The sequence below is a fragment of the Flavivirga amylovorans genome, from assembly GCF_030540875.1.
Taxonomy (GTDB): Bacteria; Bacteroidota; Bacteroidia; order Flavobacteriales; family Flavobacteriaceae; genus Flavivirga; species Flavivirga amylovorans.
On sequence record NZ_JAUOEM010000011.1, the window covers coordinates 49,801 to 66,426 of the forward strand.

12 protein-coding genes are annotated in these 16,626 nt (G+C 33.9%); 6 read left to right on the forward strand and 6 right to left on the reverse strand.

All coding sequences use genetic code 11. The features are described 5' to 3' along the window. Positions 1 to 51: 51 nt before the first annotated feature. Both Q4Q39_RS20305 and Q4Q39_RS20310 read right to left on the reverse strand, forming a co-directional pair. Entirely contained in the window at positions 52 to 888 is an 837-nt protein-coding gene (locus tag Q4Q39_RS20305) for a hypothetical protein (RefSeq protein WP_303284434.1), read from the reverse strand. A gap of 10 nt (positions 889 to 898) precedes the next feature. Then, positions 899 to 1,330, reverse strand: a complete 432-nt coding sequence (locus Q4Q39_RS20310; protein WP_303284435.1) for a tellurite resistance TerB family protein — start codon at positions 1,328 to 1,330, stop codon at positions 899 to 901. Positions 1,331 to 1,800: 470 nt separating this feature from the next. On the opposite strand from Q4Q39_RS20310, the gene Q4Q39_RS20315 reads away from it, so the two are divergent. The 6 genes from Q4Q39_RS20315 (at position 1,801) to Q4Q39_RS20340 (ending at position 10,141) form a co-directional block, all read left to right on the forward strand. Continuing rightward, on the forward strand, positions 1,801 to 4,713 hold the full coding sequence (locus Q4Q39_RS20315; protein ID WP_303284436.1) for a PEP/pyruvate-binding domain-containing protein: 2,913 nt from the start codon (positions 1,801 to 1,803) through the stop codon (positions 4,711 to 4,713). A 4-nt stretch (positions 4,714 to 4,717) separates the two neighbouring features. Beyond that, complete coding sequence (locus Q4Q39_RS20320) at positions 4,718 to 5,986, forward strand: serine hydrolase (RefSeq protein ID WP_303284437.1); 1,269 nt, start codon at positions 4,718 to 4,720, stop codon at positions 5,984 to 5,986. Between the two features lie 114 nt (positions 5,987 to 6,100). Continuing rightward, positions 6,101 to 7,534 carry a circularly permuted type 2 ATP-grasp protein gene (locus Q4Q39_RS20325; protein ID WP_303284438.1) on the forward strand — a complete coding sequence of 478 codons (1,434 nt, stop codon included), beginning with the start codon at positions 6,101 to 6,103 and terminating at the stop codon, positions 7,532 to 7,534. A 13-nt stretch (positions 7,535 to 7,547) separates the two neighbouring features. Then, positions 7,548 to 8,525, forward strand: a complete 978-nt coding sequence (locus Q4Q39_RS20330) for an alpha-E domain-containing protein (protein ID WP_303284439.1) — start codon at positions 7,548 to 7,550, stop codon at positions 8,523 to 8,525. Position 8,526: 1 nt separating this feature from the next. Continuing rightward, entirely contained in the window at positions 8,527 to 9,312 is a 786-nt protein-coding gene (locus Q4Q39_RS20335) for a proteasome-type protease (RefSeq protein WP_303284440.1), read from the forward strand. After that, complete coding sequence (locus Q4Q39_RS20340; protein WP_303284441.1) at positions 9,302 to 10,141, forward strand: transglutaminase family protein; 840 nt, start codon at positions 9,302 to 9,304, stop codon at positions 10,139 to 10,141. The genes Q4Q39_RS20335 and Q4Q39_RS20340 overlap by 11 nt, the downstream gene beginning before the upstream one ends. 28 nt (positions 10,142 to 10,169) lie before the next feature. Here the strand turns inward: Q4Q39_RS20340 and Q4Q39_RS20345 are convergent, their stop codons facing one another. From Q4Q39_RS20345 to Q4Q39_RS20360, 4 genes are all read right to left on the reverse strand, one after another. After that, positions 10,170 to 11,693, reverse strand: coding sequence for a pyruvate kinase (locus tag Q4Q39_RS20345; protein WP_303284442.1), 1,524 nt, complete (start codon positions 11,691 to 11,693; stop codon positions 10,170 to 10,172). Positions 11,694 to 11,703: 10 nt separating this feature from the next. Continuing rightward, positions 11,704 to 12,651: a calcium/sodium antiporter gene (locus Q4Q39_RS20350; RefSeq protein ID WP_303284443.1), complete on the reverse strand. Its 948-nt coding sequence runs from the start codon at positions 12,649 to 12,651 to the stop codon at positions 11,704 to 11,706. 128 nt (positions 12,652 to 12,779) lie between these two features. Then, positions 12,780 to 15,617: an NTP/NDP exchange transporter gene (locus tag Q4Q39_RS20355; protein ID WP_303284444.1), complete on the reverse strand. Its 2,838-nt coding sequence runs from the start codon at positions 15,615 to 15,617 to the stop codon at positions 12,780 to 12,782. 91 nt (positions 15,618 to 15,708) lie between these two features. After that, a complete protein-coding gene (locus tag Q4Q39_RS20360) occupies positions 15,709 to 16,626 on the reverse strand; it encodes a serine hydrolase (RefSeq protein WP_303284445.1) in 918 nt (305 codons plus the stop codon).

Genomic DNA, 16,626 nt, shown 5'->3' on the forward strand with positions numbered 1-16,626 from the left:
ATGCATACAAGACTTTTCCGGAATAGATTGAATTACTTCTGAGCTAAATTTTCAATTTACATCCTTATACTTAAATATGAGTATTGGAGATTCAATTTTAGTAATTAAATTTAATGTAGTACTAGGATCGAATATTCTTTGCCAAAAAGTTCTTTTACGAGTTGTTAAAGCTATACATCCATACTCTGGTGTTAAAATATTAGACTCTCTTTTAATAAAATCTAAAAGCTTTTCATCTTTTCTATGATAGCTAATCAGATTATGCTCAATCTCAGATTTTAAAAATTTAATCCATTTCTCATTTGAAATAGAATCTGGTTCTTTCGAAAAATGAATTAAATTAATTGGCGTTACGGGAAAACTCTTAGTCAGCCAATTTAAATTCTCATAATCCTTTTTCATGAAGATTGAAAAATAGGCCATATTTTCAAATCTGCAATAGCTTTGATTTTCAGGAATAATCAAAGTAGGTGATTCAGAAACATTTAGTAGAACTTGTTTAAAAGCGTCATTATCTCCTACATTATTTTTAAACAAAGCTTGGCTGGTTAATAGTAAATCTATCTTTTCTGTATTTATAAATGTCTCCAATGCATGCTCTATATTTCCTTTTACCAGTTTGCAAGATACCCATTCAGAATCAATAAGGTTTTTAGTATGCTCATTTACAAAAGCCTCTAGCTCCTTTTTTTTCACAGAGTCATCTTGATTAAAAATGAAACCCGATTTATTATAGTAATAAGGTGATGAAATAAATATGGATTCATTACTTGGTGTTATCTGTAAAATATGTAATTTCAAATTTAAGTCTTTGCAGAATTTACCAGCGTATCGTAACAGATCTACAGACTTACCGTCTATATTTCCAATAAGCATAATGTGTTTCATAATAACCTTTTTAATTGGGTTTTTTATTTACAAGGTACTGATAATCTTCAAAGCTAACATCTCCTCTAAATATTTTTATAGAATTTTCTACAATACTTTTGGCTATATCACTTGTATACCCTAATTCCATAGCATAACGTCTTACCAGTTTAATTTCCTCATCATCTATGTCATGGTCTGCAAAAACCATTTTAAATAGATCGAATAGATATTCTAATCGTTCACTTTTAGAGTTTGGAGGAGTTATGGAGTATCCCTTTGGGTTGGCGATTAAATTTTTAAGCTGTTCTTCACTAATATCCAGCTTACTTGCAAATTTAGACAGTAGGTTAAATTCTTTTTCATTTATTCGTCCATCTACTGTAGCAATATTAGCTATAGCTGCAAAATAGGCTATATTATTTTTTTGAGTTTCTGATTCGTATAATTTTGAAATTGACATAATCTTAATAGTTTATAATATTTTTATATTATGACTGTTTTTTAAGGTTTAGGTCACCTTTTTTTCATTTCTTATGTTTAAGGTTTTTAAGTATATTAGTCAAGGCATCATCTTGTACATTAGAAAAAATAGGATTTCTTTGAGAATTGTTTTAAGACGTTCAAATTTTTCTGTACCAGTAGTCATTATACTTTGGGTAAAATTTTGTTTTTTAAAGTAGAAATAAATTTGCAGAGAAACGTCGTATTATTACATATACTTTTATCATAAAAAAGCTTCCTGTTTAGGAAGCTCCAAGTGAAAACAACTTTATTATTTAAAGTGCGATTCAACTTTATTTTTTAATGATTTTTGATTTATCGGTTAAGCCCTTAACTTCTATTTTAGGGTCGCCATACACCAAAATATTACTTTTTTTTAAGTGACCTGTTAGTTTTTTTTTGTCTAAACAGTTAACTAGACACGAGACAATGAAAAAAAGAGTTTTAGAATTATTTATTTTGGTCATATTCTCATTTTGCGCACAAACAAATGCCCAAAAATTATCCCCTGAAAAGATTAAAGTCCAATTAGAGGGGTATAAAAATGATATTAGAGGCCCTTATAAAATTATACAATGGTTTTGTAAAGATGGAACTATACGTGGAGCGAAAGACCCATGTCTGGATACTGTAGGTGGGATACAACATGCAACTTACAAAGATGCCGTTGTTGCTCTGGGTAAATCTAATCATATTTATTTAGGGCAGATTCTAGCCTATACAGATAAATCTGATTTTTGGGATGATTCAAAAAATCATTCTCGGTTAAAGCAGTATCAATTGGGTAAATATTTAGCACACATTGATGATGGTTGGGTTAATAGAAAAGGACAATACTACAGAGGGGCAATTCAAATAGAAGATGAAGAACAATGGGGTATTGACTTTTATAAATGGTTACTAAGCAAAGATGAAATTCTTGAAAAAAACTATTTTCTTGTACTGCAATCTTTAAAGGATATTCCACACAAAGGAGATGATGACCTTTCGCAACGTATGAGAGCAGAATCTAAAGTATTGTCCGATCAGTATGGGAGGTTTATGGATTTACGAGTGAAAATACATAGCAATCCTGAACCATCTGATATTGAAAAAACCATGGCTTTTGTGAATACAAATGCTTCAAAACTTACTGCGGCACAGTCTAAAAAGTTTCAAGCTTTAATACAAACAATGCAACAGTTTCACCAACCAGTTGATGTAAAGGGAATTGCCGTTAAAGCAAAAAGACTCTCAATAACAAGTCCTGTTAAAAAGAACATTCAGAACTATATTAATAATAATGCTATTGGCATAGAGCATAATGCGTTTGTTTCGTCATCAGCCGAACTTTTATTGTCAATTCGTAAACAAATAACCAAAGAAAAAAGCGCATCGCAGCGTATGTTGTTATTAGACATTGCTAACCAGTTACAGGGCATTGTTTTTAAAACATCCTTGCAATGGCAGCCTGAAACGCTGAAAGAGCAATTAGAAAAAGTTTACGCTTTAACTATGGCATCTGCTGGAAGTGGAAGTATTGAACTCTGGGAGTGGGGACAGGTACAGCCTATTTTAAATCCAGCTAGTTCCGATAAAATAACACTGGGTCAACTCAATCAAAAATTACAGACTGCCCGTAGTGTGGTGGAATGGAGTGCTGCAATGGTAAAAGCGACCTATCAAGATGTCGTTAACGAGTATAGTACTTTTGAGCCTAAAGCATATAGTTTTATAGACGATCGTATTCGTTCTTCTATAGCACTGCAACTTGGTAAAGCCGTAGGCGATTTAGGTGTTTTTATAGCCAAAGAATCAGCCATATCGAACAGTGTGTTTTCACTAAGTAATCAAAGTAGTTTTCGTGGATTAAATCCGGGTTATGCTTTTGGTGAATTAGTGGTTATTTCTGAAAATCTTGATGCTGTAGAAGTTTCAAGTAGTAAGATATATATTTTCGAGCGGGCACCATCAGATTTAAAACCGGTGGCAGGTATTGCTACGGTAAATGAAGGGAATCTGGTCTCCCATGTACAATTATTGGCTAGAAACTTAGGTATTCCCAACGCAGCACTGTCCGACGAAAATTTAAACGACCTCAAAGCATTTAATGGTAAAGAGGTATTTTATGCGGTATCCAATAGAGGTACTGTTATTTTGAAAGAAGCTTCAAAAATGACGGCAGACGAAAAGGCACTTTTTACAAAAAAGGTACGGAATGAAGAGAAAATTTTGGTACCCGTAAAAAATCTAGAACTCAAACAATCTAAAATCGTAAATCTACGAGAGGTTGATGCAAAAGATTCGGGTAAGTTATGTGGCCCCAAAGCAGCAAATTTGGGTCAATTAAAAGCCATGTTTCCAGACAAGGTGATAGAAGGTTTTGTGATTCCTTTCGGGATTTTTAGAGCACATATGGACCAACCTATGTCTGGATATAATAAGAGTTACTGGAATTTTTTAAATGATACGTTTGAAGCAGCAGCATCTAAGCGAAAACAAGGAATTTCGGAAAAAGAAGTAGAAAACTATCAGTTGCGACAATTGGAAATTCTAAGGGCAGCTATCAAGACAATGCCTTTGCAAGCTGATTTTTTGAAGGAAATAGAGACCTCATTTCAAACGATTTTCGGAAAACCATTGGGTAGCGTTCCAGTCTTTTTAAGAAGCGATACCAATATGGAAGACCTTAAGGATTTTACGGGTGCAGGTTTGAACCTGACCATATTCAATGCCGTAATAAAAGAAAAGATTTTACAAGGGATTCGTGATGTATGGGCGTCACCATATTCTGAGCGTAGTTTTAAATGGCGACAAACCTATTTGTTAAATCCTGAGAATGTATTTCCGTCTATCCTTGTCATTCCATCAGTAGATGTAGATTATAGCGGTGTACTTATTACGAAAGGTATTGTTTCTGGAAATGATTCCGATTTAACCATTGCCTTTAGCCGTGGTGCTGGCGGTGCCGTAGATGGTCAAGCTGCAGAATCTTATACCATTAAAGCAGATGGAAGTTACCAACTCATTGCACCAGCACGTGAATCCTATCACAATACTTTACCTTTAACAGGGGGAACAGGAAGAAAAATAGCTACTTTCGAAAAACCTATTCTCAATGCTAAAAATATAGAAGATATCATAACATTGTCAACAAGCATAAGAAAAACACTCGCTAAGAAAACCAAATCGGATTATAAAGGTGCTTACGATGTAGAATTGGGTTTTAAAAACAATGAGCTATGGTTGTTTCAAATACGTCCATTTGTAGAAAACAAGCATGCCCTAGGATCAGCATATTTACAATCCATTACCCCAAGCATAAATCTTAATCAAGAAATTGCGTTAAGCACAAAATTATAAGAGAATGAAACTTTTAAAAATCATCCCATTAGCACTTTTATGTATGGCGTTCACCATACCTGTAAACGATACTATATATCCCATAGATGGGTATCAATATTCAGGTATTAAACGATTAAAACGTTTACAACTCGCTCTTTCCGGTGACCTGCCAGATGCTAAATTACCAGCAGGAGCATACAAAAGTATCAATGATATAAAGTTGAATTTGCTTTCACAAAAGCAATACAGCTCCCAGGATGTTTTGGTAGAAGATGAAATGCTTCAAAAGAAAATAAATGCCTTATTTCCCCGATTGGATAAAAGTTATTCTGTTACCGTACTTGATATCACTAATGCTGAAAAATTGCGCTACGCACAGCAAAACGAAACCAGAGGGTATCAACCTGGAAGTGTGGGGAAATTAGTAGTGGTTACTGCACTTTTTGACCAACTTGCTAAAATTTATCCTAATGATTACAATAAACGGGTGGAGCTATTAAAATCTAAAATGGTAAAAGGCGGTAATTGGGTATTAACTGATGAGCATACCATACCCGTTTTTGATATTGCCACCAATAAACTGGTAAAACGACAAGCTGTTGCGAGCGATGTGTTCTCTTTATTTGAATGGGCAGACCATGCCTTATCGGTAAGCAATAATGGAGCGGCGAGTGTGGTATGGCGTGAGGCACTTTTAATGGCAGCCTTTGGTGATAAATATCCTACAATGACTCAGGAAGATGCTGATGCCTATTTTAAAAAAGGTCCGAAAAACGACATTACCGACCTAGCTATTAAGGTTGCCAATGAGCCCTTGCGAAAATTAGGGATTACAGAAGACGAGTGGCGATTAGGTACATTTTTTACACGAGGTGTTAATCCATATGTAGGAAGTAAGGGCGGTAGTATAGGTTCGCCGTTAGGATTGATGAAGTGGATGTTGCAATTAGAACAAGGAAAGGTTGTAGATGAAAAATCAAGCCTGGAGATAAAACGCCTAATGTATATGACCGATAGAAGAATTCGGTATGCCCAAGCTCCAGAATTGAGAGATGCAGCAGTATATTTCAAGTCTGGAAGTTTATACAAATGCGATAAAACTAAAGATGCTTCATGTGGCAAATACAAGGGCAATGTTTTTAATTATATGAATTCAGTTGCCATTGTAGAGCATTCAGATGGTTCTAATTATATGGTATGCTTGATGAGTAATGTACTCAGTAAAAACTCAGCTGGAGATCATCTGGCACTGGCTAGTAAAATTGATAAAGCCATTAGAAGTATAAAATAAGATATTTAAACGTTAATTCTTTGCGAAAAAAAGTGAAGAAGATGAAATTTTCGATATCTTAATCAAAAGATTTTAAACGAGTTCATTATATAATCCTAAAAACCAAAAAGTACTATGGCAAAAATAAATTTTGATAACTATAATACGTCTGGTTTTTATGATGAAATGTTTGATGAAAATAAAAATATACGTCCGTACTATAAATTGTTTCTTGAGCGCTTGCAGAAAATGGGCTGGAAAAAGCTAAACTTTCTCCAGCATTCTACCGACAGGGCTCAATTATCTCTTGGGATGACATTTAATGTATATAGTGATAACGAGGGTGTAGAAAGAATACTGCACTTAGATATAATCCCTAGAATTATAAACAAGGAAGAATGGGATTATTTAGAAAGAGGCCTCAAACAAAGGGTAACAGCTCTTAATATGTTTATTGATGATATTTATAACGATCAAAAAGTATTAAAGGATAATATAATTCCAAAGGAATTGGTATTGTCTAGTGCATCCTACTTAAAACAATGTATAGGGTTGAAACCTCCTAAAGGAGTTTGGTGTCATATTACGGGTAGTGATATGATTCGTGGGGCAGACGGTAAATACTATGTGCTGGAAGACAATTTGCGCTGCCCATCCGGAGTATCCTATATGTTGGAAAACAGGGAAATTCTTAAACGAACATTCCCCGAATTATTCGAAAAACTAAAAGTAAGACCGGTTTCTAATTATTCACATGAGTTAAGGGATATGTTGGAATCCCTAACCAATAACACACCGGCCTCTATTGTGGTTCTAACCCCAGGTATTTATAACTCTGCATATTTTGAGCATGCCTATTTGGCACAACAAATGGGAGCAGATTTGGTAGAAGGTAGGGACCTTGTGGTAAAAGATGATGTTGTTTATAAAATTACCACAAGGGGATTGCAACGGGTTGATGTGATATATAGAAGAATAGATGATGAATTTATAGACCCGTTAACGTTTAATAAAGAGTCTCTCTTAGGTACTCCAGGCTTGTTCAATGCCTATAGAAAAGGGAATGTGGTATTGGTGAATGCTCCGGGAACGGGGGTTGTAGATGATAAAGCAGTATATGCCTATATTCCCAGAATTATAAAATATTATTTAGGGGAAGAGGCATTGTTAGCCAATGTGCCTACTTATATATGTGCAGAAGAAGAAGATTTGAAATATGTTCTTGAGAATATTGATAAGTTAGTTATTAAACAGACCGATGCATCGGGAGGTTACGGCATGCTGATAGGTCCTAAATCGACAAAAGCAGAACAAGAGGCATTTATTTTAAAAATAAAAAATAACCCTAGAAACTATATCGCACAACCCATGATTAACCTATCAAGAGTGCCTACTCTAACAGATGATGCCATTGAAGGTAGGCACGTAGATTTAAGACCATATATTTTGTATGGAAAAGACATAAAAATAATACCAGGGGCATTAACACGTGTGGCGTTAAAAAAAGGATCAATTGTTGTGAATTCTTCACAAGGTGGCGGTAGTAAGGACACTTGGGTTTTAGCATAAAAAAATAGAAAAAATGATAAGTAGAGTAGCAGATACCATGTATTGGATGAATCGATACATTGAAAGAGCAGAGAATTACGCCCGATTTATGGATGTAAATTTTAATCTTTCGTTAGAATTACCTCCCGAAGTTTCCGAACAATGGAAACCATTGGTAGATGCCACTGGAGATTGGGCATTGTATGAATCGTTGTATGGTGATGCAGAAAAGAGCAAAGTTATTTATTTTTTAGGTTTTGACATAGAAAATCAGAATTCGATATACAACAGTATTGTAAAAGCAAGGGAAAATGCCCGTGCCATTAGGCCAGAGATTACTAAAGAATTATGGGAACAAATTAACTTTTTATATTATTTGGTGAAAGAGGGGCTAACCAAAAAACTATGGAAAAAAAACGATCCTAGAAAATTCTTTTTAAAAATTAGGAAGGGATGTCAGTTGTTTTATGGAATCATGGATACAACGATTTCCAGAAATGATGGGTGGCACTTTGGAAGAATAGGGCAACTTATTGAAAGAGCCGATAAGACATCCAGGGTATTGGATGTAAAGTACCATATTCTTTTACCAACACAGGAGAGTATAGGGTCTCCATTGGATTTAATACAATGGACCGCACTTTTAAAATCTGTAAGTGCCTACGATATGTATCGAAAAAAGAATGGGAAACTAACCCCCATAGGGATTTCAGGATTTTTAATTCTTGATAGGGAATTTCCCAGATCAATGATGCAATGTTTAACTAGAGCTGAACAATCGTTGTATAAAATTACTGGTAGTGACGATGGGTTTTCCAATGAAGCCGAAAAAAAACTGAAGATACTAAAGTCAAAATTAAATTATGCAGATATTAACGAGATATTTCAAACAGGGTTACATGAATATTTAGATACTTTTCAGAAAGAACTAAATCAGGTATCCACAGCTTTTTATAACTCCTTTTTCTGTTCAGAAAGTATTATAAATCAAAACCAAAACACACAACAATAAGATGACATATTGCTTAGGTATAAAATTAAAATCTGGTTTTGTTGGCATATCAGATACCAGAATAACCTCTGGAAGTGAAACTGCAAAAGCTAAAAAAGTATTCACGGTAAACAAGGAAAGGCATTCTTTTTTTATAATGACTTCAGGATTGCGATCTGTGAGGGATAAGGCTATGACCTATTTTAAGGAGGACATCGAAAAAAGTGATGATTCTTATAATAAATTATACAAACTGGTAAATGCTTTTTCCGCTAAGGTAAAACAAGCTGCCAATGAAGACAAGGCTTCTCTAAAGGAATCGGGCCTTAGCTTTAATCTGTTTTCAATAATTGGCGGGCAATTACAAGATGATGATGAACATAAGATTTACTTATTATACCCAGAAGGTAACTGGATTGAAGTTGTAGAAGGCTCTCCTTTTGTTATCATTGGGAACAATGGCTATGGTAAGCCTATTTTGGATAGGACGATACGATATGGTTCTTCTATGAAGTTTGCATTACGGGCAGGTTTTCTGTCCTTTGATGCTACCCGTATTAGTGCCAATGATGTTGATTATCCCATCGATGTCGTGTGGTATGATAAAGATTCTTTCAATATTATTGAAAAGCATTATACAAAAAACGAACTCCAACCCATATCAAAGCTTTGGAATGAAAAATTGCGGGAGTCTATTAATTACCTCCCTGAAAGTTGGATGGATAAGTTGATGGATAATGGTATAACTAAAGATTTAGAAGCCATTGAAAAGGAACACACGGATTTAATTAGTGAAGATGAGACTTAAAATTATTCATGAAACTAAATATAATTTTAGCTCAGAAGTCTATTTAGAGCCACATCAATTAAGATTAAAACCAAAATCCACCTCATTTTGTGTTTTGGACTCCTTCGATTTGGAAATCCACCCAAATCCTATGGCCACTAGAGAGCAGATTGATCCTGAAAATAATACCATTCACTTTGTTTGGTTTCAGAATAAAACAAAAGAGCTTATTATACGCACTAATTCGCTAATCACAATTTCTGAATATAATCCGTTCACCTTTATCATTTTTCCTTCACAGTACCTTCAGGTTCCTTTTAATTATACAGAAGAATTGAAGACGGCATTATTTGCCTCTTTAAGAAACATGGATATCGATCAATCCTTAAAAGATTATTCAAGTAGCGTTCTGGAAAAATCAAATAATACCATCGATTTTCTTACTAATCTTACACAGCAAATCCATAATGATTTTGAATTATGTTATCGTCATGAAGGCTATCCTTTTGATCCCAATAAAACGTTTAATTTAAAAAAAGGTTCCTGTAGGGATTTAGCTTGGATGCAAATTCATTTGTTTAGAAATTTAGGTATTGCTGCACGTTTTGTAAGTGGTTATTACTATATCAAGGTAGATAAGCCAAAATATGAATTGCACGCTTGGGGGGAATTGTTCATACCCGGAGCGGGATGGGTTGGCTTTGATCCCAGTTATGGAGTTGTAACAGGTAATGCGCATATTGCTCTTGTGTCGAGTTCACATTTTGATCAAACTATGCCCGTTACAGGTACAATACGGGGAGGCGGAAATTCAATATTGAATACGACCCTTTATATAAACGAACTTTAGTTTCCTTTGTTTATCATTTTCATGGTTTCTACTCTATATTCTTATAGTGTTTAATACTATTTATAGCAACATTTAGGGCTCTCAAAGAACTTTTCTTTTTAAAAGTATGGGCTTCCATTCTTAATAAGATTTTTTTCAATGTGCGAATGGCATCAACTATAAACGGTCCTTTATTTAACATGACGCATTCTGCCTGAACACTATGGGCTGCATCTGTAATTTCGGCTCTGGTAGGTAATCCGGTTTTGGCTAAATTGTCCAGTACTTGTGTGGCCCAGATAACTGGAATATGAGCCGCTTCACAAATCCATAATATTTGATTTTGTATTTCGGATATTCTTTCAAAACCGACTTCGACTGCAAGATCACCTCTGGCAATCATAATACCAATATTTTTTCGTTTCATTCCCTCCATAAGTATTAGTGGTAAATTATCAAAAGCTTCGTTGTTTTCAATTTTAAAAACAACCCCAATAGTTGTGTTGTGATTCTTTTCGAGTTCTTTATATAACTTTTGAACATCGGCAACTGTTCTTACAAACGAATACCCAAGGATGTCCGCATTTTTACAAACAAATGGTAAAAGCTCAATATCCCTATCTGTTAGGGAAGGAAGACTTAGTTTTGTTAGGGGCAGATTTATGCCTTTACTGGACGATAATTTTGATTTATACAGTTCGGTAATCTTTATTTCAACATCCTCGGATTTTTTTGAGATAACGACAGCTTTTATCATACCGTCGTCAAAATAAACAATATCGTTTTCTTCCAGATCATTGATTATTTCCGGTAATAATACGCCAACTTCCGCTTTTTGAATTAACTGATTTGCTTTACCATAAATTGATTTTTTTCCTAAAGTATCGCGTTTTGTGAGGATTAAATGGTCCCCAACTTTTAGCCCAATGGATTCTTTTATTTTTCCATCACTTGTTTTTATTTCAATTTTAGACGTTCTTATTTTGGGGCCGGAGAGATCCATATATACTTTAACGTTACTTCCTAGTTTTTTCTTTGCCTCATTGAGGTTTTGTATCATTTTAGACCAAACTTCTTCCGTTCCGTGACTAAGATTGATTCTTGCAATTTTCATCCCTTCCTTAATTAACCTTGAAAGAAGTTCGATATCATCGGCAGCTTCGTTTGGAAGGGTTACCATAATTTCGGCTGAATTTTCCCCTTCTGCTTTTTTAAATAAATTTCTAGCGTGTTTTCGAATTAATTCTTTCGATCTCTTATAGCCTATAATTTCTGGATTATCGGTATTGATATACGCTTTTCCTTGTAGCAGGTTAAGTAATTTTAAAACATTTGTAAGATTGCTAAGTACATAGGCTTCCGAAGTTCTTAATGAAGAGATTCCGAGTTCTGATAAACTGTCGTGAAAGTCTCTTAAATCATAACTTCTTAATAACAAATACCGGTATAGGTTTTTTGAACTTAATCGATAATCTTTATGCGCATTTGAAGCAAGTTTTTCAGCAACTTCTTCTTCTCGAACAATATGGTCGTATATGTCACGTAATCTTTTTTCTAAAACAGTTACTTTCATAATTTTGAGTTTATTTTCCTATTAAATAAGCGCTAAAAATAATGTATGCTATAAGTAATAGAGAAGCTTCCCATCTATCTAGTTTTAATCTTTTACCAGTAAACATAAAAAATAGCAAAAATACCGTACCACCTATAAAAAAGTAAATAGAATAGTCAAAGTTTGAAGTATAATCAAGAGGATAAATTAATGCGCTTGTGGATAAAACAAATAAAATATTAAAAATATTAGATCCTATTACATTTCCTATAACCATATCACTATTCTTTTTCAAGGCAGCCACAACAGAGGTCACTAATTCTGGAAGTGAAGTGCCTGCTGCAATAATAGTTAGCCCAATAACCTTTTTACTAATACCTAAACTTGTCGCTAAATTCACGGCATTGTCTACTACAAGTTTTCCACCTATCATTAAACCTATCAATCCAATTATTATTAGAAACCATATTCTAAGATTTGAGGTTAAAACCATATTAGAATCAGGTACTTTAGGATCATCTTTAGCCTGATTATAAATATAAAACAAAAAAAGCCCAAATAGCAATAAAAGAAAGATACTTTCCAATCTGGAAATACCATTAGAAGACGAAAAAAAATTACTTACCAATATTAAAAGGAGTATTCCAGCAAGTAACGAAATAGGAATCTCATTTTTAACTACTTTTGATTGTACTGTAATAGGAAGTATTAGTCCAGAAATCCCCAAGATGATGAAGAGATTAAAATTATTACTTCCTATAACATTTCCAAAAACAATTTCTGAATGCCCTTCAAAAGAAGCTATTATATTTACTATAACTTCGGGAGCAGAGGTTCCAAATGCCACAATGGTTAAACCAATGGCTAAATCTGAAATATTATTTTTCTTGGCGAGTAAGGTAGCTCCACGTATCATCCAGTCAGCTCCTTTTATAAGAAATAGAAAACCTAATATTATAAATACGATAGAAATTATCATTTCATTTTTTGCTGGGTTATCAAAGTTTTAATGACTTCCAAGATTAGAGGTTGTAATAATTAATTTGTTCTATAAAGAAAGGTCATAATACCACTTTTCATTAATGTCTTCATATGCCTAAATGCAATTTATTTTAGGAGTTCTTGAGAGCTTATTTTATCCATTGCGTCTCTTGCAAAGCCCTGAACTTTGGAATCGTTATTTTCAATAAGAGTCTCCAGAATAGGTAAATATTTGGCATCCGCAATTTGCTGGATTAAATATAGAACAGCAAGTTTTAATTTTAAATCCCTTCCCTTTAATATAGAGGTAAAACAATCCATTTCGGTAACCTTATTCTTGTTTATCATTTCAATCACTTCTTCTGAAGAGGTATCTAAAATAGAGGCCTCTACAATAGGAATCAGTACATTTTTTAATTTAGGGTTTAATAGGATATCCAAAAACTCAATCGCATTGGTTCGCTTTTCTTGTTCTTCGCTCAAAATACCTTGATAGGCGATCTGTATATCTTTTTTAGAATATTTAAGCTCTAAAAGTTTAAAAATACGTTCCAGACCAGCATCTAGTCGCCGTTCTAACAACTCCATTAAGCTTTCTCTTGCATCTATCTCCTTTTCAGATAAAGCATGTTTTAATTTTTTTTTCTTAAAGTAATGCATTATAATTTGAGTATGCATTGCATTTAATGTAACATCATATAGTTTACATTCTTCCAGAATTAATTTTGCAATTTTATTTTTGTCGAATGCCAATTCGCTTTTTTCCGATTTTAAATTTGATAAAGCTTTTAATGATTCTATTCTGATAGCAAGGTCGTCCGAGTTTATGAAAACAGAAAATAACACATTTACAGATTGTTGGCTTTTAAATGCTGCAATGACTTGAGGTAGCAACTTTCGTATAGAAAGAGACATGTTTTTATCAACGATTTTAAGTTGTAAAGATTCCATTATAGCAGGGCCATAGTTAAGTAAGGCTGTTATTATTTGAGGTCTATATAACTTGTCTTCAATAAATTCTAATAATCGATCAATAAATTCTTCGTGCATCGTATAGCCAGCAGCTTTTATTGCATGATTCCTTACTTTGATATTGGGATTGTTTAGATTTCCGGAAATAAGAGAATATCCTTCTTTATGATCGCCGTATCCAATAATATCTAATAGTTTAACGATTTGAGTCTCTTTCTCTGTTTGATCAGACACGAACTCAATTTCCGATAGCTTTTTTTCGACTCTTGTAGAAAAATCATATTTGTCTTTTAATGTACTATTGCCCCTGGCTTCTTTTGATAGGCAAAGTAATGCGACATCTGCAATAAATTTGTTAGGATGATCCAAAAAAATATCAAAAATGAGGGTTTCATTATTTTCAGCATGTTTTAGTAAATATTCAAGTGAGGCCAGAACCACATTTTCATCATTGATTTCTAATAACTTTTTAATTTCGATAGCAATACTTTCATTGTTGAAAAAGTAAAAGTTCCTGATAGCTTCTGCTTTTATTTTATGAGAAGGGTGTGCTATTAAAGGTCTTATAAATGCTGCTAATCTATCGTCTTTAATCTCCTTCACTTTGCTCAACATGAATAAAATTTCCTTTTCGGTACCATTATTAAATACGTTTTTCATACCCATTAAAAATGAGCTTTTGGAAACTTCTTTTCTCTTTCTTTTATTTTCAGCATCTAGGTTATCTAGGTTTCTTCTAAAAGAAAGAAAATATTCCTTCCTCACTTTTATTACAAAATAGGTCCATATTAGTGTAAGAACGATGATGAATCCCATCAGAAATTTTTCAGGAACATGTAATCCTTTGATTAAGAATATTAAAATGCATCCTGCAATTCCTGTGGCAACACTGTCTACAACAACATCAATAAATGACTTTGTTTGCTTTTTTAATTGATACGGTAGGGGAAGGGATAAAAGCTCCATCGCAGATCTATTTACAGATTGTTTTAAACTTCCATCGGTTGCTTTTAACAAAATTATTACCCATAATTCTGGTACTACCAGAAAAAGTAGTGCCCCCAAAAGTATAATTAAAGGTAGTAGAATGAGAGAAAATCCAACCCCCCAAACACCAACGATTTTTCTCGTTAAGAAAAGTTGTAGGCATAATGATATTACATTGAAGGTAGATAACCAAAAGCCAAAGAATGAAGTAAGTTCTTCGCTGTCTTTTATTTTTTTTGCGGCAAAGTCACTAAACTGAAAATCGACTAATCTGGCTGTAATTACACCAATGCCAATAACCAATGCCAGAAAGGTAAGATGTTTAGAACTTCGAATTAATTTAAAAGGACGCTCAGAGGTTGTTTGGATTCTTTTTTTCTGTTTGAATGTGTTTAGTACACTTACTTTTTCCTTCCATATTATGGATAGAATGGGGAAACAGCAAAACAAGAAAAAAACAGCTATAAATATAAGGTTTTCATTGCCAATATAAGGCGCTAACAATGTAGTAAGGTACCCACCGAATATGCCTCCAATAATAGCTCCTGAACCTATAAAACCAAAGAGTCTTTTTGCTTCTCTGATATTGAAAACCATATTTGCAAGTACCCAGAATTGAGAGGTTGCAAGTACGGCATATATGGCTACTCCTGTGTAAAATGTATATAAGATCCAACCATGTATGAGGTTTAAGTGCAGTAAAACACCTAAAATAAGTAAGGTGATTATTGAAAAGACCAGTGTAAATTTGATAATAGTTTTTAATGAGAATTCTTCCGTAGCCCTTGAATATATGTAGGAAGTGATAATTGCGCTTATTGCTACCATTAGATAAGCTAGCGGTAAGCTGTCTGCACCTAAGTCTGATATGAAAATAGAGTTTACAGTCGGTTTTATGATCAGTAATGTAGCTATAATCAAAAAGATATAACTTTGCATTAAGAGAGCCGTTTTCAGCTCTCCATCTCTAATATCGAAAACCTTTTTAAAAGTAGTTTTAATCATAAAATACACACTCTAAAGCTTAATAGTTTAGTATAATACTATCTAAAAATAACATTTTAGACACTTTTCTTTCAATAAAATCACCAATGATTCATTTTTTTAACGCGCTCTCGATGGGTTCTATCAAGTTCCTAATAATTTGTTCTCCATTTGTATCATCAATAAGTGCGACAATAATATATCTTCTTTTCGGGTCTTTTCCCCACACCAATGCAGAATCAGAGTGATACGTTTTCCAGGAGCCTGATTTTCTGAATAAACGTGCATTAGGAGCAATTCTATCCAAAGTATTGACAAACTTGTGATGTAAGTCTGGATTTTCCATAATATCTAGCATTTGTTTGGATCTAGCCTCATTGACCAGTTTTCCTTGCACAAGTAGATAATAAAACCGGCATACTTGGGTAACACTGGCTGCGTGACTTAAGTTTTTTAAAGGGTCTCTATTAGTATCTCCGCCGCCGCCATAACGTTTTCCCACCCAAAGACCACCACCAAATTCCTCGTCATACAGATCATAGCGTTCGCTGGTTAGCACAGTTTCAATTTTATCATAACCTATGCGGTTAATCATTCTGGTAGTAGCAGCATTGTTAGATTTGCTAATCATTATTTTCATATCAGCTTTAACTTCTGAGGTTTCAGCAAGTTCGCCTTTTTCTATAGCATCTGTTGCAGCCAGAAGTACTGCGATTTTTGGTAAGCTGGCGGCATACATCATATGGCTGCCATTGAGGCGTGCAAAACGTATGCGGTCTGTATCAGACAGATCTACAATTCCGATAGCCATTCGTTTATTGGCTACCAGTTTTTTCCATTTTGGTTTTTTATTGATTTCTTGTTCCAATTTTTTCTGAAGGCTAGTATCCAGAAGTTGGCGCAGGGGAATTGAATCATTAATGCCCCTCAATGGTAGTTCTTGCGCTAAAGTTTGTGCTGAACATATGTTAAGCGACAAGGTGATAATGATATTCAAAAAAAATGATCTTGTGGAATACCTGTTTTTCAT